Raw genomic sequence first — 23,861 nt, forward strand, 5'->3', positions numbered from 1 at the left:
TAGCTCGCGCTGAAGCGCGCCCCGGAATGACGGAAGGATAGCGCGCCGCCTACGCGCTCACCGCGATATCCGCAGACTGAATCCGCTTCACGCCCGCCTTGGCCATGTCGGCCCAGGCCTTGGCGAGCGAGCCCTGCGTGTCGATGCCGCGGCAGGCGTCTTCCACCACATAGACCTCGAAGCCCGCCTTGCGCCCGTCGAGCGCGGTCCAGGCGACGCAGAAGTCTGTCGCAAGACCAGCGACGAAGACGCGCTTGATCTTGCGGCCCCTCAGGTAGCCGGCGAGCCCGGTCGAGGTCTTGCCGTCGGCCTCGAGGAAGGCCGAATAGCTGTCGACGTTCTTGTGAAATCCCTTGCGGATGATGAGCTCGGCGTGCGGGATCGACAGGTCCTTCGACAGCGCCGCGCCCTCGGTGCCCTGCACGCAATGGTCCGGCCACAGCACCTGCTTGCCGTAGGGCAGGTCGACCGTTTCGAACGGCTTCTTGCCGGAATGAACCGACGCAAACGAAACGTGGCCCGGCGTGTGCCAGTCCTGCGTCAGCACCACATTCGCAAATGCCTTCGAGATCTTGTTGATGACCGGCACCACCTGCTCGCCTTCCTTCACCGCGAGGCTGCCGCCGGGCAGGAAGCAGTTCTGCACGTCGATCACGAGCAGCGCGGACGCTTCGTCCGGCTTGATCGGTGCGGCCGCGAACAGCGCGCTTGGCGCGAGCGTCGCCAGCGCCGTCGTTCCAAGCATTGCCAAGACCTGTCGCCGAACCAGCATGTCTACCTCCCCTCCAGGATGATCCAACGGGAGGAAGCCTAGTTCCGTTCGTATACGAACAGAAGCCTGAAAATGCAGCGGGTTCTGTCCAGCGCGTGGGCTGACAAAGCCCATAGCGCCGTCATCCCGGGGCGCGCAAAGCGCGAACCCGGGATCCATAACCACAGGGAGAAGTTGGGCGAAGGTTCTTCGTGAAACTGCGACCAACCACGATTAGCGCCGGCTTCGCCCTACCCCTTCGGCTGAATCCCGTCGCGTACGGTGCGGAAGCGGGTGAAGGCGGCTTGCCATTGGTCGCGCGGGGCGCTGGCGATGATGCGCAATGATGCGCCGCCGCTCGAGAAGCGGATCCACTGCACCACCGTCACCGGGACCTTGTCCTTGCCGCTGACGCCGTCGATCCGGGTCTCGAAGCCTTGCTGGCCGTTGATGCGGATCGGCTCGGACATGGTGATGCGCGACTCGCGCACGCCGGGAATCTGGAGCGCCGCCTCCCGGGCGAAGCGGGCGCGGTCGTCGGCGGCTTGCGGGGTGGCGCCGATCAGGCCGAGGATCATGAACGGCCTCGCCTCGTAGCCCACGCTCTCATCGCCGTCGGCCAGGATGATGCTCGAGCCCGGTGCCAGGGTCTTGATGTCCTTGAAGTCGGCGAGATCGGTGATCTTGAACGGCAGCAGCGCGATCTGCTCCTCGGCCGAGACCTGCCTGCGGGTGGTGGCGCTCGCGAACATCTGTCGCACCGCCTCGTCCGTGTAGATCTTGGTCGCATTCTCCGGGATCTGTACCGCGACATAGCCGGAGAAGCCGGCGCCGGGCACGATCATCGAATACCGCTTCACCGGGGTATCGCCGGCCTTGCCGCTTTCGGTGGTGAAATAGGCAAGGCCAGCGGGGGTCTCGACCTTGTCCTGCTTGACGCCGCCGGTCCCCCCGGGATTGGAAATGAAGGCGCTCACGACCTCGCCATAGGCGGCCGGCGGCAGCTCGGTGACCAGCACCTTGACGTTGCCGTCCTCGCTCTCGAAGCCCGGAAAGGTCTTGGCCGTGCTGAGGCCGATCAGCGGCACCATGCCGAGACGCAAGCCGGGTGGGAAAACGACGTCGGCGGCGAAGGCCGGAAGCGCTGTTACGGCGAGGAGGGCGAGCGCGGCGAGGGGGCGGATCAGCTTCATGGCCACTCTGATTGGTTCACATTGAGGCCGTTCGATGGTCGGCCACGGGGCCGCTTTGTCGCGCGAAGCAGCTGCGCCGGCTGTGCGGTCGGTCCGCCTTTTAGCCGGTTTGGCCTCGCCGCAACAGGGCGGGCGGGCTTGCGGGTGCGGGGGCTTGCCGACGCCCGGACCTGTTAATAATTCCTCACCCGCAAGGGCGGTTGAGCCCGGATATCACCTTCCAAAACCCGATGCTTTAGCGGCAGAAACCTAGCTTCGGTCCTTGCGGGCCCCTCCCCCCCTCCTATATGAGCCTCAATCATCGCAATATCGCGGATGTTTGATCTTAGGGGGTTTCGGTTCGGGTGCCTCTTGGGCCCAGCCAACCTGCCGCAAAAAGAAGGATATCAGGACCATGGGAAAGGTCATTGGGATCGACCTCGGCACCACGAATTCGTGCGTCGCCGTGATGGATGGCAAGAACGCCAAAGTCATCGAGAATTCCGAAGGCATGCGCACAACGCCTTCGATCGTCGCCGTCACGGATGACGGTGAGCGCCTCGTCGGCCAGCCGGCCAAGCGCCAGGCCGTCACCAATCCCGAGCGCACCTTCTTCGCAGTGAAGCGCCTCATCGGCCGCCGCTACGACGACCCGATGGTCGAGAAGGACAAGAAGCTCGTTCCCTACAAGATCGTGAAGGCTTCCAACGGCGACGCCTGGGTCGAGGCCGACGGCCAGACCTACTCGCCCTCGCAGGTCTCGGCTTTCATCCTGCAGAAGATGAAGGAGACCGCGGAAGCCCATCTCGGCCAGAAGGTCGAGCAGGCCGTCATCACCGTTCCCGCCTACTTCAACGACGCCCAGCGCCAGGCGACCAAGGACGCCGGCAAGATCGCGGGCCTCGAAGTGCTGCGCATCATCAACGAGCCGACCGCGGCCGCGCTCGCCTATGGCCTCGACAAGACCAAGGCCGGCACCATCGCGGTATATGACCTCGGCGGCGGTACGTTCGATATCTCCATTCTCGAAATCGGCGACGGCGTGTTCGAGGTGAAGTCGACCAACGGCGATACCTTCCTCGGCGGCGAAGATTTCGACATGCGCCTCGTCGGTTATCTCGCCGACGAGTTCCAGAAGGAACAGGGCATCAACCTGCGCAACGACAAGCTCGCGCTGCAGCGCCTGAAGGAAGCCGCCGAAAAGGCCAAGATCGAGCTGTCCTCGACGACGCAGACCGAGATCAACCTGCCCTTCATCACCGCGGACCAGACCGGCCCGAAGCATCTGACGATGAAGCTCACCCGCGCCAAGTTCGAGGCGCTGGTCGACGACCTCATCCAGAAGACCGTCGAGCCCTGCCGCAAGGCGCTGAAGGACGCCGGCGTCACCGCCGGTGAGATCGGCGAGGTCGTGCTGGTCGGCGGCATGTCGCGCATGCCGAAGGTCCAGGAAGTCGTGAAGCAGCTGTTCGGCAAGGAGCCGCACAAGGGTGTCAACCCGGACGAAGTCGTGGCGATCGGCGCTGCGATCCAGGCCGGCGTGCTCCAGGGCGACGTCAAGGACGTGCTGCTGCTCGACGTCACCCCGCTGTCGCTGGGCATCGAGACGCTGGGCGGCGTGTTCACCCGCATCATCGACCGCAACACCACGATCCCGACCAAGAAGAGCCAGGTGTTTTCGACGGCTGAGGACAACCAGAATGCCGTCACCATCCGCGTCTTCCAGGGCGAGCGTGAAATGGCAGCCGACAACAAGATGCTTGGCCAGTTCGACCTGATGGGCATTCCGCCGGCGCCGCGCGGCATGCCGCAGATCGAGGTGACCTTCGACATCGACGCCAACGGCATCGTCAACGTCTCGGCCAAGGACAAGGCCACGGGCAAGGAGCAGCAGATCCGCATCCAGGCCTCCGGCGGTCTGTCGGAAGCCGACATCGAGAAGATGGTCAAGGACGCCGAGGCCAATGCCGAGGCGGACAAGAAGCGCCGCGAGGCCGTCACCGCCAAGAACGAGGCGGATGGCCTGGTGCATTCGACCGAGAAGGCTTTGGCCGAGCACGGCTCGAAGGTTGCCGAGAGCGAGCGCCGCGCCATCGAGGATGCCGTCAGCGACCTCAAGGAAGCGCTGAAGGGCGACGATGCCGAGGCGATCAAGGCCAAGACCCAGACGCTGGCGCAGGCTTCGATGAAGCTCGGCGAGGCCATGTACAAGCAGCAGGCCGAGGCCGACGCCAAGAAGGATGCGGCCAAGGACGACGTCGTCGACGCGGAATTCACCGAGGTCGACGACGACAAGAACAACAAGAAGTCCGCTTAAGCCCCGAGAGGGTGACGATGCGGACGGCTTGGACCCCACACACGCTACCGGCCTCCTCCCTCGCGGGGGAGGCCGTCGTGTCGGGACGGACGGGCCAGGACTCCTTTCAAGGCTCCTTCAAAGTCGGCCCCGTTACGATCGATCAATTCCCAGCCGTTATTCTCAGCGCTGCCAGGCTGCCCTCCGCCGCAAGGTCGAAGGGCGCTCATTCCGCCGCATGTCAGCGTTGTTCCGCGCCAACTTGAATCGCGATTGGATAGACCGAGCTCATCATGTCCACGTCCACCAAGCGCTGCTATTACGAGACCCTCGAAGTCGAACGCGACGCCGACGAAGGCAAGCTGAAATCGTCGTTCCGCAAGCTGGCGATGAAATTCCATCCCGACCGCAACCCCGGGGATGAGACCAGCGAAGTCAAGTTCAAGGAAATCAACGAGGCTTACGAGGTCCTGAAGGACAAGGACAAGCGCGCCGCCTATGACCGTTACGGCCACGCCGCGTTCGAGCAGGGCGGCGGCTTCGGCGGTGGCGCCGGTTTCGGTGCCGGCTTCGCCTCCTCTTTCTCCGACATCTTCGAGGATCTGTTCGGCATGGCCGGACAGCGCGGCCGCGGCGGCCGCGAGCGCGGCGCCGATCTGCGCTACAATATGGAAATCACCCTCGAGGAAGCCTTTGGCGGCAAGACCGCGCAGATCGAGATTCCTGTCTCGGTCACCTGCGAGGCCTGCTCGGGCATCGGTGCCAAGGCCGGCACCAAGCCGAAGACCTGTTCGACCTGCGGCGGCGCCGGCCGCGTGCGGCAGTCGCAGGGCTTCTTCACGCTGGAGCGGACCTGCCCGGGCTGTCAGGGCCGCGGTCAGATGATCGAGGACGCCTGCCCATCCTGCTCGGGACAAGGGCGGGTGACCCGCGAGCGGACGCTCTCGGTCAACATTCCGCAAGGTGTCGAGGACGGCACACGGATCAGGCTCGCCGGCGAGGGCGAGGCTGGCGTGCGCGGCGGGCCGCCCGGCGATCTCTACATCTTCCTGTCGCTGGCCCAGCACCAGTTCTTCCAGCGTGACGGCGCGGATCTGCATTGCCGCGTGCCGATCTCGATGGTGACCGCCGCGCTCGGCGGCGAATTCGAGGTGCCGACCATCGAGAAGGGCAAGACCAAGGTGAAGGTGCCCGCCGGCACCCAGTCGGGTCGCCGATTCCGCATTGCATCAAAGGGCATGCCGGTGCTGCGGTCGCGCCAGATGGGCGACATGTACGTTCAGGTCATGGTCGAGACCCCGCAGAACCTCACCAAGAAGCAGCAGGAATTGCTGGCCGAGTTCGAAAAGCTTTCCTCCGGCAACACCCAGCCGGAAGCCGAGGGCTTCTTCGCCAAGGTCAAGGATTTCTTCGGCAATCGGGCGAACTGACGCGTCTTGACCGTATCGCCTCCGGCCTATACGTCTTTATGACCATTTTCTGACACGCCGCGGTCCTGCGGTTCCGTCCGGTCCCGACATGCCATTGCCATCGTCCGCGCGTGCGTTGAAGAAGCCTCGTCTCGATGACGAGGTGCGCTTTCTCAGGTCGTGGATCGAAAAGCCCTTGCACATGGGCGCGGTGATGCCGTCCGGCAAGCTGCTGGCGCGGACCATGGCTCATTATGTCGATCCCGATTCCGACGCACCGGTGGTCGAGCTCGGACCCGGCACCGGCGCCATCACGTCCGCGCTGATCGAGCGCGGGGTCGACCAGAAACGTCTCGTTCTCGTCGAATACAATCCCGGCTTCTGCGCGCTGCTGCGCGACCGCTACCCGCAAGCCAAGGTGGTGCAGGGCGATGCCTACCGCCTGCGCGACACGCTCTGGAATGTCTTGAGCGCGCCGGCCAGCGCGGTCGTGTCCGGCCTGCCGCTCGTCACCAAACCGATGCTGACGCGGCTGCGGCTCATTCGCGATGCCTTCACCGCGCTCGCGCCCGGTGCGCCCTTCATCCAGTTCACCTATGCGGTGGTGCCGCCGATCCCGAAATCGCTATCCGGCGTGTCCACAGAGGCCTCGGAACGGATCTGGATGAACCTTCCGCCCGCCCGCGTCTGGGTGTATCGCAAGCATTAAATCCGCCGGCTCCTCTTTGCGCGGCGGGCTCGTTTCGCCGAACGCATGAGATTGGATGCCAGCTCCCAAGATCCTGATCATTCCCGGCTCGCTGCGCACCGGCTCGCATAATGCGAAGCTGGCGGCGGTGGCTGCTTACGAATTCGTCCAGGTCGGCGTCGACGTCACCCGCATCTCGCTCGCCGATTTTCCGCTGCCGATCTATGACGGCGATCTCCAGGCCAAATCCGGCGTGCCCAAGCACGCGATCAATCTGAAGCGCATGATCGGCGCGCATCACGGCGTCCTCATCGTCTCGCCCGAATACAACGCCTCGGTGCCGCCGCTGCTGAAGAACGCGATCGACTGGGTCAGCCGCGTGCACGAGCTGCACGAGGCGCGCGGAGAGGTGTTCCGCAACCGGGTCTTCGCGCTTGCCGGCGCGTCGCAGAGCCGGTTAGGTGCTGCTCGCGCGCTGCAGGCGCTGCGGCTGATCCTCTCCGCCTGCCACGCCAACGTGATTGCCAGCCAGCTCACGCTCGCCTTTGCCGACCAGGCCTATGACGATAGGGACAGGCTGAAGAACGAGGGCGATATCGCCGCGCTGAAGCAGCTGGTGGCGCAATTGATCGACGTTTCCCAACGCATGATGTGAGGTGACATGACGCCAGCCGAGATCGCCCCGAAGGACCGCCTGATCGTTGCGCTCGATCTGCCGAGCGTTGATGCCGCGGAGGCGATGATCGCGAAGCTCGGCGACAGCGTCACGTTCTACAAGATCGGCTATCAACTCGCTTATGCCGGCGGCCTGCCGCTGATCGGCAAGCTCGCTGATGCGGGCAAGAAGGTGTTCGCCGATCTCAAGATGCACGACATCGGCAACACCGTGACGCGCGGCGTGGAGAGCGTCGCCAAGCTGGGCGCGACCTTCGTCACCGTGCACGCCTATCCGCAGACCATGAAAGGCGCCGTCGAAGGCCGCGGCAGCGCCAGCCTGAAGATCCTCGCCGTGACGGTGCTGACGTCCTACGACGACGACGATTTGCATGCAGCCGGTTATCGGCTCAGCGTGTCGGAGCTGGTCGAGGCGCGTGCGCAGCAGGCGCAGGTGCTCGGTGTCGATGGCCTCGTGTCCTCGCCGGAGGAGGTGGGTAGCCTGCGCAAGATCGTCGGCCACCAGATGAGCCTAGTCACCCCCGGCATTCGTCCGGCGGGCGCCGCCAGCGGCGACCAGAAGCGCATCATGACGCCTAGCCGTGCGATCGCCGCCGGCGCGGATTATCTGGTCGTCGGGCGCCCGGTTGTGGAAGCCGCCGATCCCAAGGCGGTCGCGGACACCATCCACGCCGAGATCGCGCAAGCGCTCGGCTAACCCACTAAACAACAGGGAGAAGAACAATGGCAAAAGGCTACTGGATCGGGCGTGTCGACGTCAGCAATGACGAGGGCTATAAGCCCTACGCCATCGCCAACGGCCCGATCTTCAAGAAATGGGGCGGCCGCTTCGTCGTCCGCGCCGGCAAGTTCACCGCCGTCGAAGGCGCCAGCCGCAACCGCAACGTCGTGATCGAATTCCCTGACTACGAGACCGCGCTCGCCTGCTACAACTCGCCGGAATACCAGGCCAACATCAAGGTGCGCCAGCCGCACTCGATCGCCGACCTCATTGTCATCGAAGGCTACGACGGCCCGCAGCCGCAGGACGGCTGAGGCTCGATCCCGTCTTACCCTCCCTGGAGGGGCCTGGAGGGGAAGGGTCGATCGCGCGCAGCGCGAGCGGGGCGGGGTGATCTCTCCACCGGGCACTGTTCGTCGCGGAGAGACCGTCACCCCACCACGCAATCTCGCTTTGCTCGATCGCGTGCCGACCCACGGGCGAGCTACGCTCGTCCCGGACCCCTCCAGGGGAGGGTAAGAGCGCCTGCGCCCCCCGATTCCCCTCGGTTGCCGGAACTGCCTCCCCCCGCTACAACGGCCTCGAAGAGGATCGCACCATGTCCGACATGCGCTTGATTGTTGCGGGAGCCGGCGGCCGGATGGGCCGGGCGCTGGTGCGGGCGATTGCTGAAAGCGAGGGCGCCGTGCTGGCCGGCGCGCTGGAGGCGCCGGGCTCCCAGCTGCTCGGCAAGGATGCCGGCGTGCTCGCCGGCCTGCCCGCCAACGGCATCAAGCTCTCCGCCGATCTCTGGGCGATGTGCAAGGAGGCCGACGGCATCCTCGATTTCACAGTGCCTGCGGCGACCATCGCCAATGTCGCGATCGCCGCCGAACGCGGCCTCGTGCACGTCATCGGCACGACCGGCCTGTCCGGCTCGGACAATGCCGTGATCAAGAGCGTCACCAATCGCGCCGTGGTGGTGCAGTCGGGCAATATGAGTCTCGGCGTCAATCTGCTCGCCGCCGTGGTCAAGCGCGTTGCCAAGGCGCTCGACCAGAGTTTTGATATCGAGATCGTCGAGACCCATCACCGCATGAAAGTCGATGCACCCTCGGGCACCGCGCTGATGCTGGGGCAGGCCGCAGCGAGCGGCCGCGGGGTTACTCTCGATGACCATTCCGAACGCGGCCGGGACGGCATCACCGGCGCCCGTCGGCCGGGCAATATCGGCTTCGCCTCCTTGCGCGGCGGCACCGTGGCCGGCGATCACAGCGTGACCTTCCTCGGCCCGTTCGAGCGCCTGACGCTGTCGCATCAGGCCGAGGACCGCATGCTGTTCGCCCATGGTGCGCTCAAGGCGGCGCTGTGGGCGCACGGCAAGAAGCCGGGGCACTACACCATGGCCGACGTGCTCGGCCTCGACGATATCTGATCCAATCAAGCAACGGAAAGCAGTCAATGAGCGAACGCCTTCTCGTGCTCGTGCGCCACGGCCAGAGCGAATGGAATCTGAAGAACCTGTTCACGGGCTGGAAGGACCCTGACCTCACCGAGCTCGGCGTGAAGGAAGCCAAAGAAGCCGGCCGCAAGCTGAAGGCACAGGGCCTGGTGTTCGACGTCGCCTACACCTCGGTGCTGACGCGCGCGCAGCACACGCTCGATCTCATCCTCGCTGAGCTCGGCCAGGAGGGTCTGCCGACTTCGAAGGACCTCGCGCTCAACGAGCGCGACTACGGCGATCTCTCCGGTCTCAACAAGGACGACGCCCGCAAGAAATGGGGCGAGGAGCAGGTGCTGATCTGGCGCCGCTCCTACGACGTGCCGCCGCCCGGCGGCGAAAGCCTGAAGGACACGCTCGCGCGCGCGTTGCCGTACTACGTGCAGGAGATCCTGCCCGGTGTGCTCAACGGCAAGCGCACGCTGGTTGCCGCCCACGGCAACTCGCTGCGCGCGCTGATCATGGTGCTGGAGAAGCTCTCGCCCGAAGGCATTCTGAAGCGCGAGCTCGCCACCGGCGTGCCGATCATCTACCGCCTCAACGCGGATTCGACCGTGGCCTCGAAGCTGGATCTGGCGGGGTAGACTTTGCCGCAAGCGCGGTGCCGTAGGGTGGGTTAGACGGCGACTGCGCAAAGCGCAGTCGCTGGCGTAACCCACCACTTCTGTTCTGCGGAAACCAGAGAGGTGGGTTACGCTGCGCTAACCCACCCTACGAAATCCTACTGCATCTTGCCTACTGCAGCCCAAGCTGCCCGGCCTCCCAGCCCAGCATCGCCTGCTTGCGGGTGATGCCCCAATGATAGCCGGTGAGCGTGCCGCTCTTGCCGAGTGCGCGGTGGCAGGGCACGACGAAGGAGACCGGGTTCTTGCCGACGGCGGCACCGACGGCGCGTGAAGCCTTGGGATTCCTGATGTTGCAGGCGATGTCGGAATAGGACACTGCGCGGCCCATCGGAATCTTCAAGAGCGTCTCCCACACCCGCACTTCGAAATCGGTGCCGATCAGCACCACGCGCAGCGGCTGATCCGGCCGCCACAATTTTGGATCGAAGATGCGCGCGGCGAGCGGCGCGGTGCCTTCGTGATCTTCCACATAGGTGGCGTTCGGCCAGCGCCGCGTCATGTCGGCGAGCGCGATCTTCTCCTCGCCGTGATCGGCGAAGGCGAGGCCCGACAGGCCGCGATCGGTGGCGATCACGATCGCGGTGCCGAACGGCGAGGAATGGAAGCCGTAGCGCAGGGTGAGGCCGGCACCGCCGTTCTTCCATTCGCCCGGCGACATCGCTTCATGGGTGACGAAGAGGTCGTGCAGCCGGCCCGGCCCGGACAGGCCGGAGTCGAGCGCCGCGTCAAGGATGCTGGCGGAATCCCTGAGCAGGTTCTTGGCGTGGTCGAGGGTGAGTGCCTGCATGAAAGCCTTCGGCGTGATCGAAGCCCAGCGGCGGAACAGATGGTGCAGCTCATCCGGCGTGACGCCAGCGGCATCCGCCATCGCCTCGATGGTCGGTTGCGCGCGCCAGTTCGCCGAGATGAAGGCGATCGCCCGCCGCACCGAATCATAGTCGCGCAACGCGGCGTTCTGGGTGCCCGGCCTGGCCAGGCGCTGGTCATGTATCGCAAGGGTCATCATGACCGGAAATGTAGGGGAGGCGCTGGCGCGAAACCACCCGATTTCCGACTGTGCTCAGGTCGCCGGATGATAGGTCGGGCCGCGCCGCGCGGCGTTGAGAGCCCCCACCAAGGCATTGTAAAAGCTGGCCTTTTCTGCCGGCCCGAGAAAGCCCGCGATGAGCAGGCGGCGGCCGCGGGAGATCAGATAAAGGTGCTCGATGCCGTATTCCTCATCGACCTCTTGGTCGAGCCGGACCCAGAGCGGATTGAAGGTCCATTCGGAAACCTGGCCACGATGGCTGACGCGCCGCACCCGCAATTCCGACGGCGTCACCACGATTTCCTCGCTGGCCCGTGCGGCGCGAAAATTGACCTTGAAGGCCCACCAGATCACGAGCACGTCGAGACCGAAGAAGCCGAACACCGGCCAGGCGCCCATCATCAGGAAAGTGAGGCCTGTGACGAAGCCGACGGCGCTCAGGAACAGCATCACGGCGAGAAAGCCGGTGCGGTTCAGCGAGCGGTGCGGCGTCAGCAGCGCGGAGAAGATCTGAGGCTCATCCTCGCTCTCAGATCGCGACCGCGCTATTTCGTTGCCTGTGCTCATCGTCCATCAGTATATCCCGATCATGGCGAAAATCACCCGCAAGCCGGTCCCGCGCAAAGCGGCGGTGCCGAAGAGAACGGCAAGACCGGTCGCGACCAAGCCGAAAGCGCCCGCGAAGAAATCACTTAAAGCCACAAGACCGTGGACGCCGGCCGAGGTCCACGAGGTCTTCAGCCGTTTCCGCAAGGCCAATCCGGAGCCCAAGGGCGAGCTCGAGCACGTCAACCCGTTCACGCTGCTGGTCGCGGTGGTGCTGTCGGCACAGGCGACCGATGCCGGCGTCAACAAGGCGACGCGTGCGCTGTTCGACGTTGCCGACACCCCGCAGAAGATGCTCGATCTCGGTGAGGAGCGCTTGCGCGACTACATCAAGACGATCGGACTCTACCGCACCAAGGCCAGGAACGTGATCGCGCTGTCGGCCAAGCTGCTCAATGAATTCGGCGGCGAGGTGCCGCGCACGCGCACGGAGATCGAGTCATTGCCCGGCGCAGGTCGCAAGACCGCCAACGTCGTGCTCAACATGGCCTTCGGCGAGCACACCATGGCGGTCGACACCCATGTCTTCCGCGTCGGCAACCGCACGGGCCTAGCGCCCGGCAAGACGCCGCTGGAGGTCGAGCTTGGCCTGGAAAAGGTGATCCCGGCCGAGTTCATGCTGCACGCGCATCATTGGCTGATCCTGCACGGCCGTTATACGTGCCTCGCGCGCAAGCCACGCTGCGAAGTCTGCCTGATCAACGATCTCTGTCGCTGGCCGGAGAAGACGGTGTGAGGCAACGCCGCCCCGGGCCGCTATCGCACCTGCCGCGCCGGCTCGATCAGCTCGGGCCGGGGGCCTGACAGGCGCTTGTGCATGTGGACCATGAAGGCCATGCCGAAGATCGGTGTCGCCAGGTTCACGATCGGAATCGAGACGAAGGCGGCGATGAACAGGCCGGCGGTGAAGACCGTCGCGGCATTGTCGCGCCGCATCGCCTTGGCTTCCTCCGGCGGGCGGAAGCGCATCGCGGCGAGCTCGAAATATTCACGGCCAAGCAGCCAGGCGGCGGCGAGGAAGAAGATCAGGAAACCGGCGCCGGCGAACAGCACCAGCGGCAGAGCGGCGAGATAGACCAGGATGGCCACGAGCGCGGTCTTGATGCCCTCGAGCATCGCCCGGCTGAACGGCAGTGCCGCGCCCGGCCGCTCGGCCGGATAATGCTCGCGCTCAACGATGTCGGCGACGTCGTCGACGAACAGGCTTGCCACGAGCGAGGTGATCGCCGGCATCAGGAAGATGCCGCCGAACACGACGCCGAGACCCGTCGCGATCGAGACGATCCAGGACAGAACCTCGATCGATGAATGCCAGCCCGGCCCGAGCAGGCCTTCCAGCCACACCTCGCCGGAGGTCGCAAACCAGCTGAGCAGCCGCTGCAAGCCGATCGCCAGCACGGTGATCAGCACCAGCGCAAGCCCGATCGACCGCCACAGGATCGAGCGCATCGGCGGCGAGATCAATTGCGACAGCGCCCTAATGGCGGCATCCAGCATGGGGGACCCTCTGAGGTAGACACTGCGCGAGAGGTAGACACCGGATGCGGCTTCGGCAAGGGCGGTGGGCCGTCTCCCCTTGTCGGTGAAGGTGGCGCGATTTCTTCTTTACCCTCCCCTGGAGGGTAAGATTCAGCCTAGTCGTGTCTATGCCCGTGCTTGCGCGCCTTCGCCGGCTTGCCATTCCCGGTCGGGATCATCACCACGCGGCCGTAGCGCACGCCGCGTTCGGCGATGATGTGGTCGGCGAAATGTCTGACTTCGGAGGCAGCGCCGCGCAACGCCGTCATCTCCATGCAATTGTTGTCGTCGAGGTGAACATGCAGCGTCGCCAGCGCGAGGTCGTGGTGGCCGTGGAATTCCTGCACCAGCCGTTTCGACAGATCGCGCGCCGCGTGGTCATAGACGTAGACGAGGCCGGCGACGCATTGGCCAGTTTGCGCGGTGTCCTCGGCGCTCTGCTGCAGGCCGGCGCGCGCGAGGTCACGGATGATCTCGGAGCGGTTCTGGTAACCGCGCGCTTCGGCCGCGGCGTCGATCTCCGCCAGGAGATCGTCCTCGATCGTGATGGTAATCCGCTGCATCAGATGCTCCCGCTTATGTCCTCTGAACCGTAGCCCGGATGGAGCGAAGCGCAATCCGGGACGGTGCAATATGCGGCAGGACCCCCGGATTTCGCTTACGCTCCATCCGGGCTACACAGCGTCCTTACAGCCGCGTCGCACGCAGCCGCAGCGCGTTGCCGACCACGCTCACCGAGGACAGCGCCATCGCCGCCGCGGCGATGATCGGGGAGAGCAGCAGACCGAACGCCGGATAGAGAACGCCGGCGGCGATCGGAATCCCGGCGGCGTTGTAGACGAAGGCGAAGAACAGGTTCTGCCGGATGTTGCTCATCGTCGCCTGCGACAGTTTTCGCGCGCGGACGATGCCGACGAGGTCGCCCTTGAGCAGCGTCACGCCGGCGCTCTCCATCGCCACGTCGGTGCCGGTGCCCATGGCGATGCCGACCTCGGCCGCCGCCAGCGCCGGGGCGTCGTTGACGCCGTCGCCGGCCATGGCGACGCTGCGGCCGGCCTTCTGCAGCTTGGTCACCACCGCGCTCTTCTGGTCGGGCAGCACTTCGGCCTCGACCTCGGCAATGCCGAGCCGGCGCGCCACGGCCTCGGCCGTGGTGCGGTTGTCTCCGGTCAGCATGATCACCTTGATGCCTTCCGCCGCGAGCGCCTTCAGCGCCTCCGGCGTCGAGGCCTTGACCGGATCTGCGATCGCAAACAGGCCGGCAAGCCGGCCGTCGACGGCCATGTTGATCACGGTGGCGCCGTCACCGCGCAGCCGCTCGGCTTCGGCGGCAAGCGAATGGGTGTCGACGCCGATCGACGACAGATATCTGGCATTGCCGAGCACGATGGTCTTGCCGTCGACCTTGCCCGTCGCGCCCTTGCCCGTCGGCGAGTCGAACTGCTCGACCTGGCCGAGGGTGAGCTGCTTTTCCTTGGCCGCGCGCACGATGGCGTCGGCCAGCGGATGCTCGCTGGCGCGCTCGACGGTGGCCGCCAGCCGGAGGATGTCTTCTTCCGCGAAGCCGGACGCCGGCGCGATCGTCACCACCTTGGGCTTGCCTTCGGTCAGCGTGCCGGTCTTGTCGACCACCAGCGTGTCGATCTTCTCCATCCGCTCCAGCGCTTCGGCGTTCTTGATCAGCACGCCGCCTTGCGCGCCGCGGCCGACGCCGACCATGATCGACATCGGGGTGGCCAGGCCCAGCGCACAGGGACAGGCGATGATCAGCACGCTGACCGCGGCGACGAGGCCGAAGGCGAGCCGCGGCTCCGGTCCGAACCAGGCCCAGGCGACAAAGGCCGCGACGGCGATGACGATCACCAGCGGCACGAACCAGCCGGAGACCTGATCGGCTAGGCGCTGGATCGGCGCGCGCGAGCGCTGCGCATCCGCGACCATCTGCACGATCTGCGACAGCAGCGTCTCGCGCCCGACCTTGTCGGCGCGCATGATGAAGCTGCCGGACTGGTTCAGCGTGCCGGCGATGACTTTTGCGCCAGCCTCCTTGGAGACCGGCATGGATTCGCCCGTCACCAGCGATTCATCGAGCGACGAGCGGCCTTCGAGGATGATGCCGTCGACCGGCACCTTCTCGCCGGGACGGACGCGCAGGCGATCGCCGGCGTGCAGCGTGTCGATCTCGACCTCGTGCTCGCTGCCGTCGGCGTCGACGCGGCGCGCGGTCTTCGGCGCGAGCTGCAGCAGCGCCTTGATCGCGCCCGAGGTCGCATCGCGGGCGCGCAGCTCCAGCACCTGGCCGAGCAGCACCAGGACGGTGATGACGGCGGCCGCCTCGAAATAGACTGCGACCGCGCCCTCATGGCCGCGGAAGGTGGCGGGGAAGATCTGCGGCGTGACCGTGCCGAGCACGCTGTAGACATAGGCAACGCCCGTACCCATCGCGATCAGCGTGAACATGTTGAGATTGCGCGTCAGCAGCGATTGCCAGCCGCGAACGAAGAACGGCCAGCCGGCCCACAGCACCACGGGCGTTGCAAAGACGAGCTGGATCCAATTCGACACGGTCGGATCGATCCAGCTGTGGGGGCCCGCGAGGTGGCCGCCCATCTCCAGCGCGATCGGCGGCAGCGACAGCACGCCGCCGATCCAGAACCGTCGCGTCATGTCGGCGAGCTCGGGATTTGGGCCGGTCTCAAGGCTTGCGACCTCAGGCTCCAGCGCCATGCCGCAGATCGGGCACGTGCCCGGACCGACTTGGCGGATCTGCGGGTGCATCGGACAGGTGTAGATCGTGCCCGCGGGCATCTCCGGTTCGGGCGCCTTGTCCTTGGCAAGATACTTGGCGGGATCGGCGGCGAACTTGGTGCGGCAGCCGGACGAGCAGAAATGGAAGGTCTCGCCGTGATGTGTGATGCGATGCTTCGAGGTCGCGGGATCGACCATCATGCCGCAGACGGGATCTTTGACCTTGGTTGCGGCGTCGCCGTGATGATGGTCGTGGCCGGCATGATCGCCGTGGCCGCCGCAGCACGAGGTAGCCTCGGGCTTCGCCGCCGGCGCTGCAGCTTTCGTGGAACAGCCGCATCCGGAATGCGTTCCCGCGCTGTGACGATGCTCGTGCTCGTTGTTGTTCATTGCCATGTTCCGGCCTTTGCGCTTGGTCTTGAAACCTATACCCGGTAGGGGTATATAGACCCCATGCGCAAGGACATCAAGGCATCCGTCGGAAAACGTCTCGGCCGAATCGAGGGCCAGGTTCGTGGCCTCTCGAGAATGGTAGAGGAAGACCGCTACTGCATCGACATCGTGACGCAAATCGCGGCGGTGCGCGCCGCGCTGCGCCGGGTCGAGGAAGAGGTTTTGAAGGATCACGTCGCCCATTGCGTCGAGCACGCCATCGCGAGCGGCGACAAGGCCGACCAGCGCGCCAAGATCGCGGAGCTGATGGCGGTGATCGGACGGGCGGATCGGTAGCGCGCGCTCTCTCCACCGCCGTTGCTTCGCTGCGCTCGTGGCGAAGTCTCGTAGGGTGGGCAAAGCGGAGCGTGCCCACCGTCGGTCAGTGATCGCGCCCGAACGTGGGCACGGCGCTTCGCGCCTTTGCCCACCCTACGAGACCGTGCGAACCTAAGCCGTCTTCTCCCGCGCCCGCGCGCGATACATCGCGAGCTCGCTCAGCTGCACGAAATGCTCGGAGAAAGCCACACTGGCTCGCGCAGGCGGCGCGCTCACTTCTTGAGCCGGAATTTCACCCGACGTCGCTTCGTCAGCCGCTTCAGGAGCGAGCGGCGGCGCCACGAGCGTTTCTGGAAACACACTAAATGAGCCCGCCACCTCCTCGAGCGGCTTCTGCTTGTCGGCCCAGTGCAAGGCGGTGTAGTCGAACCCGTGCACGATGGTGGGTTTGACGACTTCGAAATAGGGCGAGATATCGAAGTCGCGGGGCATGTAGAGCGAGGAATCGCGGATGTGCAGGATCTCGCGCCGTGCGGCGCGGCTGCCGGCCTTGGTGATCTTCGGCAGGATCGGGTAGCGCACGGCGTCGAAGGCCTGCGCGATCAGCGCCGAGCAGATGATCTTGGTCGGGTCGCCCGAGCCGATCGCGATCATGCGCCGGCGCCAGCGCTGCGGTATCGGCAGCGGGAACAGATAGCGCATGAGGTCGACGATGTTCTTGGTGTCGTAGCCGAAGCCGATGCGGTTGATCGCATAGCGGCAGACCGTGGTGCGATCCTCATAGGACAGCCCGACCGGACGGCAGACGCGGGTGTGATAGGGGAAATATTTCGACAGCGGCGCCGAGGTGACGCCCTCGCCGATATTGGCCTCGATCAGAACATGCGGCTCGCCATTGGGCTCCTCTGCCCCATCGATCGGACCGACATAGAGCGCGGCGTGCGACCAAGTCGACTGCGTCAGGTATTTGATGATGCCGGAGATGCGGTTGTTGCCCTCGACCAGCAGCACGTCGCCGGGCTCGATGATGCCGCGCAGATGCTCGGGGTCGCTCGGCGTGAACGGCTCATAGCCCGGCACCTCCTTTGAGAGGTACGCGGCAATCACCTTGCCGACAGAATCCAGGACCGTCCCCATCTCAACCCCCCACGGCCTTTTCCGGCCGTCTTTTTCCCTTCTCTATCATGGTCGAAACGTGTTGCAATTCGGTTCATCACTCTGTGAGATCAAGCATGGTTGATTCACCATCCTGGTTGCTGCGCAACATCGGATACGGCAAGGTTCGCGGGCTGTTCACGTTCGCCGCAAGTCCCCGGAAACCATGACATGACAATCACGCGCCGCGGCTTTCTTTCGGCGTCGGCGGCCCTTGCGGCGATGCCGGTGCTGCGCGCATCCGCCGCGCCCCTGCCGCGCGAGGCTGACATCGTCGTGATCGGCGCGGGGGCGGCGGGAATTGCCGCGGCGCGGCGTATCTTGGCAACGGGCCGCAAGGTCATCGTAGTGGAAGCGGCCGCGCAAGTCGGCGGCCGCTGCATCACCGACAGCACGACCTTCGACACGCCGTTCGACCGCGGCGCGCGCTGGATGTACAATCCGGACACCAACCCGATGATCCGGCTGGCGCGCAGTGCCGGGCTGGACGTGCTGCCGGCGCCCTCGGGCCAGAAAATGCGCATCGGCCGCCGCAATGCCCGCGCGGGCGAGACCGAGCAGTTCCTGGCCGCCCTAGTGCGCGCCAACCGCGCCATCGACGAGGCCGGGCGGGGCAAGCTCGACACCTCCTGCGCATCGGTGATGCCGAAGGATCTCGGCGACTGGGCCGGCGCGGCCGAGTTCATGCTGGGCGCGAGCTTTGCCGGCAAGGACCTGAAGGAGCTCTCCGCGATCGACAAGGGACGCGCGCAGGACCGCAACGCGGCGATCGCCTGCCGGCAGGGTTTGGGCACACTGATCGCTAGGCTCGCCGAGCAGGCGCCGGTGGCGCTGTCGACGCCGGCGAGCCGCATCGCCTGGAGCAATCGCGACGTCAGCATCGAGACGCAAGCCGGCAAGATCGCGGCGCGCGCCGCCATCGTCACGGTCTCGACCAATGTGCTGACATCGGGCGCGATCAAGTTCGCGCCCGACATTCCCAAGCGGACGCTGGATGCGGCATCGAAGCTCAGCCTCGGTAGCTACGATCGCATCGTGCTGCAGCTGCCGGGCAATCCGCTCGGCCTGTCGCGCGACGATATCCTGATCGAGCAGAGCAATTCGACCCGCACGGCGCTGATGTTCGCCAATATCGGCGGCTCCTCGCTGTGCTCGATCGATGTCGGCGGCTCGTTCGGCCGCGATCTCGCCGAGCAGGGCGAGAAGGCGATGGTGGCTTTCGCCAGGGAATGGATCACGAAGCTGTTCGGCAGCGAGGCCGCTTCCGTGGTGCAGAAGACCAGCGCCACGCGCTGGAACGCCTCGCCTTACGTCATGGGCGCGATGTCGGCAGCCTCGCCGGGCGGCCAGCTGTCGCGAAGGACCCTGGCCGAGCCGATCGGCAATGTGTTCCTCGCCGGCGAAGCCACGCACGAGACGCTCTGGGGCACCGTCGACGGCGCCTGGGAAAGCGGCGAACGCGCCGCCGATGCAGCCCTGCGCAAGATCGGCGCGCTGAAGGACGAGCCGGCCGACGTGCCGACCCAGTCGACGAAGAAGCGGCGCGTGCCGAAGCAGTAAGACGATCAAGCCGCGATAAATTCCACTGTCGTCCGGACAGGCGCAGCGAAGCGGAGCGCAGATTCGGGGCCCATACTCACAGGGAGTGGTTTGGCGAAGACTCGGAGTTGCCACCTTGCCCCATAACCACTCCCCGGGGTTATGGGTCCCGGGCTCGCGCTACGCGCGCCCCGGGACGACAGCGGAGATGTTATCGCAGCACGCCATCCAGCACCGGCAATCCAAAGATCACCGCCATCGCAATCAGCGCGTAGCAGATGCCGCGAAACACCCTCTCGCTGGCGCGGCCGAACAATGAGCTGCCGAACGCAACGCCAACCGCATAGACCGGGCCGACGATCAGCGACAGCACCAGCGATTCGCGGCTGATCAGGCCGGTCGTCGCGTAGCTGACCATCGAGAAGAAATCCGAGGCGCCGAAGAACAGCACGATATTGGCGCGCGCGACCATCGGCGCGATCGGGCGGCCGAGCCAGTAGCCGACGATCGGCGGGCCGCCGGTTTGCGCGAGCCCGCTGCAGAAGCCGGAGAGGCCGCCGATGCCCACCGACAGCCAGGCATGGTCCTTGCCGCGATAGCGCCAGCCCGACAGCAGCAGAAGGAGCAGCGCCGCTACGAAGCAGGAGATGATCCAGCGCGTGGTAACGGGTTCGAGCACGCTGAGGAAATAGGTGCCGATGGGTACGCCGATCAGCGCGCCCAGCACTATCACGGCCGTGGCCTTGCGATCGGCCTTCCGCCATGCATCCGGCAGCAGCGGCGCGGCTGCGACGAAATCGATCACCAGCAGTAGCGCAGCAACGAGCCGCGGCGCCGCGATGCTGCTCGCCAGCGGCATGAAGATCAGCGCCGAACCGAAGCCGGAGAAGCCGCGCGCGGTGCCCGAAATGAAAGCGACGGCGCAGAGCGCCGCCGCAATCGTGAGGCTGACGTCCTTCGGAAGGAAGTCAGCGAACGTCATGCTCTATGACCCTCGAGCATGACGTCGTCCGAAAACCGCTTCACACTTTTCGGCGTCATGCTCGCAAGACGCCGCCGGTCTTCTTCGTGACCTCGGCCACGATCTTCGTTGCGACGGCCTCGATCTCCTGATCGGTCAGGGTTTTCTCGCGCGGCTGAAGCGTGACCGCGATCGCGATCGACTTCTTGCCGTCATCGATGCCCTTGCCTTCGTAGATATCGAAGACATTGACGCCGGTGATCAGCTTCTTGTCGACGCCTTGTGCGGCACGCACGATGTCGCCGGCCTTCGCGCTGCGGTCGACAATGAAAGCGAAGTCGCGCGTAACCGGCTGGAACGCCGAGAGCTCGATCAAGGGTTTTGCGCGCGTCGGCTTCTTCTTCGCCTCGGGGATGCGGTCGAGGATCACCTCGAACACGATCAGCGGCCCGTCGGCGCCGAGCGCCTCGAGCGCCCTGGGGTGCACTTCGCCGAAATATCCGAGCCCGTTCTGCGGTCCGATCTGGATCGTACCGGAGCGGCCCGGATGCAGCCAGCCGGGACCACCCGCCACGATCTGCAGCGCCTGCATCGGCGCGCCGGCGGCCGCCAGCACCGCCAGCGCATCGGCCTTGGCGTCGAACACGTCGGCCTGCGCCGAGCCGGTCCAGTGCCGGCCGAGCCCTTCGGACGAAGCAAGGCCGCGGCGCACGCCACTCGCCGCCATGAACTGGTCCTGCGGGCGATCGCCCTTGAACACCTGGCCGACCTCGAACAGCGCGACATCGCCGAAGCCGCGATCGGCATTGGCCTGCGCCGCCGCGATCAGGCCGGCCAGCAGGGTCGGGCGCATGTCGGAGAGATCCGAGGCGATCGGGTTGGCAACCTCGAGCTCGCGCTGTCCGCCGCCGAACAATTCGGCCGCAGGCTTGGCGATGAACGACCAGGTCACGGCTTCGACCATGCCGCGGCTCGCGAGCGCGCGCCGCGCGCGGCGGTTGCGCAGCTGCAGCGGCGTCAGCACCGGCTTGCGCGGCTCGTCGCCGCGCTCGAACGGCGTCATCGGCACCTTGTCGACGCCGAAGATGCGGACGATCTCCTCGACGATGTCGGCCTTGCCGTGCACGTCGGAGCGCCACGAGGGCACTGCGACCTTTACCACCGGGCCGGGACCCGCCATCATGAAGCCGAGATGGGTCAGGATGCGCTTCATCTCAACCTGCGGCACCTCAATGCCAGACAGGCGCTTGACTTCGGTGATCGGGAATTCGATCAGGCGGTCGTCGCCAAAGGTCTTGCCGACCAGGACGGTTTCAGAGGGCGCGCCGCCGCACATCTCCATCACCAGCTTGGTCGCGAGCTCGATGCCGGGCACCATGAAGGCTGGATCGACGCCGCGTTCGAAGCGGTAGCGCGCGTCCGAATTGATGCCGAGCTTGCGGCCGGTCTGGGCGATGTTGATCTCGTTCCACAGCGCCGATTCGATCAGCACGTCTGTGGTGTTCTCGTCGCAGCCCGATGCTTCGCCGCCCATGATGCCGGCGAGCGATTCGACGCCGTGCTCGTCCGCGATCACGCAAATGGCGGGATCGAGATTGTAGGTGCGGCCGTCGAGCGCCAGCAGGCTCTCGCCCTCGCGCGCGCGGCGCACGACGAGATTGCCCTTCACCTTCTTGGCGTCGAACACGTGCAGCGGGCGTGCGCGGTCGTAGGTCACAAAATTGGTGATGTCGACCAGCGCGTTGATCGGACGCAGGCCGATCGCGGTCAGCCGCTTCTGCAGCCATTCCGGTGACGGCCCGTTCTTGACCCCGCGCACGAGACGGAGCGCAAAGCCCGGGCACAGCGTGGCATCCTCGACCGTCACCTTCACGGGACAGGGGAATTCGCCCTTGACCGGCTTGATGGTGGGATCCTTGAACTTGCCCATGTCGGCGGCGGCGAGATCGCGCGCGATGCCGTGCACGCCGGTGCAGTCCTGCCGGTTCGGCGTCAGATTGATCTCGATGACGGGATCTCCGAGGCCGGCCCATTCGGCATAGGCAGCACCGATTGGCGCGTCCGCCGGCAATTCCATGATGCCGTCATGATCGTTGGAGATCTGCAGCTCGGCCGCCGAGCACAGCATGCCGCGGCTCTCGACGCCGCGGATGGTGCCGACACCGAGCGTGATATCCTTGCCGGGAATGTAGGTGCCGGGCGGCGAGAACACGCTGACGAGCCCGGCGCGCGCATTCGGCGCGCCGCACACCACCTGCACCGGCGCACCACCGTCGCCGGTGTCGACCATGCAGACGCGCAGGCGATCCGCATTCGGATGCTGCTCGGCCGAGATCACCTTCGCAATGGTGAACGGCTTCAGCGCCTTCGCCTTGTCCTCGATGTTCTCGACCTCGAGCCCGATCATGGTGAGCTTGTCGGCGAGTTTTTCGAGCGGCTCGTCGGTCTCGAGATGATCCTTCAGCCAGGAGAGGGTGAATTTCACGTGCTGAGCCCTCCGGCAAGCGTTGGCACTTCGAGCGGCTTGAAGCCATAGTGGCTCAGCCAGCGGACGTCGCTGTCGAACAGCTGGCGCAAATCGGCGATGCCGTATTTCAGCATGGCGATGCGGTCGATGCCCATGCCCCAGGCGAAGCCCTGGTGCTCGTCGGGATCGATGCCGCAGGCGCGCAGCACGTTGGGATGCACCATGCCGCAGCCGAGAATCTCGAGCCAATCCTCGCCCTCGCCGAAGCGGATCTCGCCCTTGTCGCGGCGGCACTGGATGTCGACTTCGAGCGAAGGCTCGGTGAACGGGAAGAACGAGGGCCGGAAGCGCATGTTGATGTGGTCGACCTCGAAGAACGCCTTGCAGAACTCGTGCAGGATCCATTTGAGATGGCCGAGATGCGAGCTCTTGTCGATGACGAGGCCCTCGACCTGGTGGAATTGCGGCGTGTGGGTCGCGTCCGAATCGATGCGATAGGTGCGGCCCGGGCAGATCACGCGGATCGGCGGCTTCTGGCTCAGCATGGTGCGCACCTGCACCGGCGAGGTGTGGGTCCGCAGCAGCATGCGCGAGCCGTCCTGCTTCGGATGGAAGAAGAACGTGTCGTGCATCTCGCGCGCCGGATGGCCTTCCGGGAAATTCAGCTTGGTGAAGTTGTAATCGTCGGTCTCGATGTCGGGGCCTTCGGCCACCGAGAATCCCATGTCGGCGAAGATGGTGGTGAGCTCGTCCCAGACCTGGCTCAGCGGATGGATGCGGCCGGCCTCAGCCGGCGCATCGCGCAGCGGCAGGGTCACGTCGACGGTCTCGGACGCCAGCCGCGCATCGAGCGCCGCCGACTTCAGCACGTCGCGCCGCGCAGCAAGCGCCTGGCTGACTTCGTCCTTGGCCTGGTTGATCGCCGCGCCTTGCGTCTTGCGCTCGTCCGGCGACATCTTGCCGAGCGTGGCGAGCAGCGCCGAGATCGAGCCCTTCTTGCCGAGGGCTGCAACACGCACGGCCTCGAGCGCGGCCTCGTCGGCAGCGGCGGCGATGTCGGCGATGATCTGGGCTTGGAGCTGGGCAAGATCGGTCATGGCAATCCCTTTTGGCCAGGATGCTGAGCCGATGATCCTAGCCCGTCACGCCCGGCCAAAAGCGCGAAGCGCATCTTCGCGTTAGATTCGCCGGGCATCCACGTCGGAGAAGTGTATGCGCGAGAGATGACGGCCGGGGCGATGAACGCGCGACACGCGCCTCTGCCCGGGCCATCACAAGCTGAACGCTGCGCAAGTCGCGCAGTGGGGCGGC

Annotated in this window: 22 protein-coding genes; 11 read left to right on the forward strand and 11 right to left on the reverse strand. The window is 65.7% G+C overall.

The genetic code is table 11. The features are described from left to right. Positions 1–49: 49 nt before the first annotated feature. Entirely contained in the window at positions 50–772 is a 723-nt protein-coding gene (pncA, locus tag I6F20_RS23385; RefSeq protein ID WP_036003240.1) for a bifunctional nicotinamidase/pyrazinamidase, read from the reverse strand. Between the two features lie 230 nt (positions 773–1,002). Next, positions 1,003–1,944: a hypothetical protein gene (locus tag I6F20_RS23390; protein ID WP_225127989.1), complete on the reverse strand. Its 942-nt coding sequence runs from the start codon at positions 1,942–1,944 to the stop codon at positions 1,003–1,005. Positions 1,945–2,338: 394 nt separating this feature from the next. On the opposite strand from I6F20_RS23390, the gene dnaK reads away from it, so the two are divergent. The 8 genes from dnaK to I6F20_RS23430 all read left to right on the forward strand — a co-directional run bounded on the left by dnaK (position 2,339) and on the right by I6F20_RS23430 (position 9,776). Further along, a complete protein-coding gene (dnaK, locus tag I6F20_RS23395) occupies positions 2,339–4,240 on the forward strand; it encodes a molecular chaperone DnaK (RefSeq protein ID WP_036003245.1) in 1,902 nt (633 codons plus the stop codon). 272 nt (positions 4,241–4,512) lie between these two features. Beyond that, positions 4,513–5,649 (forward strand): molecular chaperone DnaJ, encoded by a 1,137-nt coding sequence (gene dnaJ / locus I6F20_RS23400; RefSeq protein WP_172787787.1) that lies wholly within the window; start codon positions 4,513–4,515, stop codon positions 5,647–5,649. 88 nt (positions 5,650–5,737) lie between these two features. Next, positions 5,738–6,337 carry a class I SAM-dependent methyltransferase gene (locus I6F20_RS23405; protein ID WP_036003251.1) on the forward strand — a complete coding sequence of 200 codons (600 nt, stop codon included), beginning with the start codon at positions 5,738–5,740 and terminating at the stop codon, positions 6,335–6,337. A 55-nt stretch (positions 6,338–6,392) separates the two neighbouring features. Next, positions 6,393–6,971, forward strand: coding sequence for an NADPH-dependent FMN reductase (locus I6F20_RS23410; protein ID WP_225127991.1), 579 nt, complete (start codon positions 6,393–6,395; stop codon positions 6,969–6,971). A gap of 6 nt (positions 6,972–6,977) precedes the next feature. After that, positions 6,978–7,688 carry an orotidine-5'-phosphate decarboxylase gene (pyrF, locus tag I6F20_RS23415; RefSeq protein ID WP_036024347.1) on the forward strand — a complete coding sequence of 237 codons (711 nt, stop codon included), beginning with the start codon at positions 6,978–6,980 and terminating at the stop codon, positions 7,686–7,688. Positions 7,689–7,714: 26 nt separating this feature from the next. Next, positions 7,715–8,026 carry a DUF1330 domain-containing protein gene (locus tag I6F20_RS23420; RefSeq protein WP_036003256.1) on the forward strand — a complete coding sequence of 104 codons (312 nt, stop codon included), beginning with the start codon at positions 7,715–7,717 and terminating at the stop codon, positions 8,024–8,026. A 284-nt stretch (positions 8,027–8,310) separates the two neighbouring features. Then, a complete protein-coding gene (dapB, locus tag I6F20_RS23425; protein ID WP_109141920.1) occupies positions 8,311–9,126 on the forward strand; it encodes a 4-hydroxy-tetrahydrodipicolinate reductase in 816 nt (271 codons plus the stop codon). Positions 9,127–9,152: 26 nt separating this feature from the next. Further along, positions 9,153–9,776, forward strand: coding sequence for a 2,3-bisphosphoglycerate-dependent phosphoglycerate mutase (locus I6F20_RS23430; protein WP_036003261.1), 624 nt, complete (start codon positions 9,153–9,155; stop codon positions 9,774–9,776). A gap of 151 nt (positions 9,777–9,927) precedes the next feature. Here the strand turns inward: I6F20_RS23430 and I6F20_RS23435 are convergent, their stop codons facing one another. After that, positions 9,928–10,824 carry a methylated-DNA--[protein]-cysteine S-methyltransferase gene (locus I6F20_RS23435; RefSeq protein ID WP_036024351.1) on the reverse strand — a complete coding sequence of 299 codons (897 nt, stop codon included), beginning with the start codon at positions 10,822–10,824 and terminating at the stop codon, positions 9,928–9,930. Positions 10,825–10,878: 54 nt separating this feature from the next. Next, positions 10,879–11,412, reverse strand: coding sequence for a DUF2244 domain-containing protein (locus tag I6F20_RS23440; protein WP_225127992.1), 534 nt, complete (start codon positions 11,410–11,412; stop codon positions 10,879–10,881). Positions 11,413–11,434: 22 nt separating this feature from the next. On the opposite strand from I6F20_RS23440, the gene nth reads away from it, so the two are divergent. Beyond that, the gene (nth, locus tag I6F20_RS23445) at positions 11,435–12,187 is read left to right on the forward strand and encodes an endonuclease III (protein WP_192893023.1); all 753 of its coding nucleotides are present in this window, start codon (positions 11,435–11,437) and stop codon (positions 12,185–12,187) included. A 20-nt stretch (positions 12,188–12,207) separates the two neighbouring features. On the opposite strand, the gene I6F20_RS23450 is transcribed toward nth, so the two are convergent. The 3 genes from I6F20_RS23450 to I6F20_RS23460 form a co-directional block, all read right to left on the reverse strand. After that, entirely contained in the window at positions 12,208–12,948 is a 741-nt protein-coding gene (locus I6F20_RS23450; RefSeq protein ID WP_225127993.1) for a sulfate transporter family protein, read from the reverse strand. A gap of 137 nt (positions 12,949–13,085) precedes the next feature. Further along, positions 13,086–13,532, reverse strand: coding sequence for a nickel-responsive transcriptional regulator NikR (nikR, locus tag I6F20_RS23455; RefSeq protein WP_197955077.1), 447 nt, complete (start codon positions 13,530–13,532; stop codon positions 13,086–13,088). 124 nt (positions 13,533–13,656) lie between these two features. Further along, entirely contained in the window at positions 13,657–16,107 is a 2,451-nt protein-coding gene (locus I6F20_RS23460) for a heavy metal translocating P-type ATPase (RefSeq protein WP_225127994.1), read from the reverse strand. A gap of 63 nt (positions 16,108–16,170) precedes the next feature. Here I6F20_RS23460 and I6F20_RS23465 point away from each other — a divergent pair, with 63 nt between their 5' ends. Further along, positions 16,171–16,446, forward strand: coding sequence for a metal-sensitive transcriptional regulator (locus I6F20_RS23465; protein WP_036003300.1), 276 nt, complete (start codon positions 16,171–16,173; stop codon positions 16,444–16,446). Between the two features lie 153 nt (positions 16,447–16,599). Here I6F20_RS23465 and I6F20_RS23470 read toward each other — a convergent pair whose 3' ends face one another. After that, positions 16,600–17,565: a YiiX/YebB-like N1pC/P60 family cysteine hydrolase gene (locus I6F20_RS23470; protein WP_225127995.1), complete on the reverse strand. Its 966-nt coding sequence runs from the start codon at positions 17,563–17,565 to the stop codon at positions 16,600–16,602. 189 nt (positions 17,566–17,754) lie between these two features. On the opposite strand from I6F20_RS23470, the gene I6F20_RS23475 reads away from it, so the two are divergent. Next, positions 17,755–19,143: a flavin monoamine oxidase family protein gene (locus I6F20_RS23475; protein WP_225127996.1), complete on the forward strand. Its 1,389-nt coding sequence runs from the start codon at positions 17,755–17,757 to the stop codon at positions 19,141–19,143. A gap of 190 nt (positions 19,144–19,333) precedes the next feature. On the opposite strand, the gene I6F20_RS23480 is transcribed toward I6F20_RS23475, so the two are convergent. From I6F20_RS23480 to pheS, 3 genes are read right to left on the reverse strand one after another with little or no spacing between them, the layout of a single operon-like run. Beyond that, positions 19,334–20,104: a sulfite exporter TauE/SafE family protein gene (locus I6F20_RS23480; RefSeq protein ID WP_225127997.1), complete on the reverse strand. Its 771-nt coding sequence runs from the start codon at positions 20,102–20,104 to the stop codon at positions 19,334–19,336. 55 nt (positions 20,105–20,159) lie between these two features. Beyond that, positions 20,160–22,568, reverse strand: a complete 2,409-nt coding sequence (gene pheT, locus I6F20_RS23485; RefSeq protein WP_225127998.1) for a phenylalanine--tRNA ligase subunit beta — start codon at positions 22,566–22,568, stop codon at positions 20,160–20,162. Further along, entirely contained in the window at positions 22,565–23,647 is a 1,083-nt protein-coding gene (pheS, locus tag I6F20_RS23490; RefSeq protein ID WP_036024378.1) for a phenylalanine--tRNA ligase subunit alpha, read from the reverse strand. Before pheS ends, pheT begins: the two co-directional genes overlap by 4 nt. Positions 23,648–23,861: the final 214 nt, after the last annotated feature.

The sequence above is a fragment of the Bradyrhizobium sp. IC3123 genome (genome assembly GCF_020193625.1).
GTDB classification, from domain to species: Bacteria; Pseudomonadota; Alphaproteobacteria; order Rhizobiales; family Xanthobacteraceae; genus Bradyrhizobium; species Bradyrhizobium yuanmingense.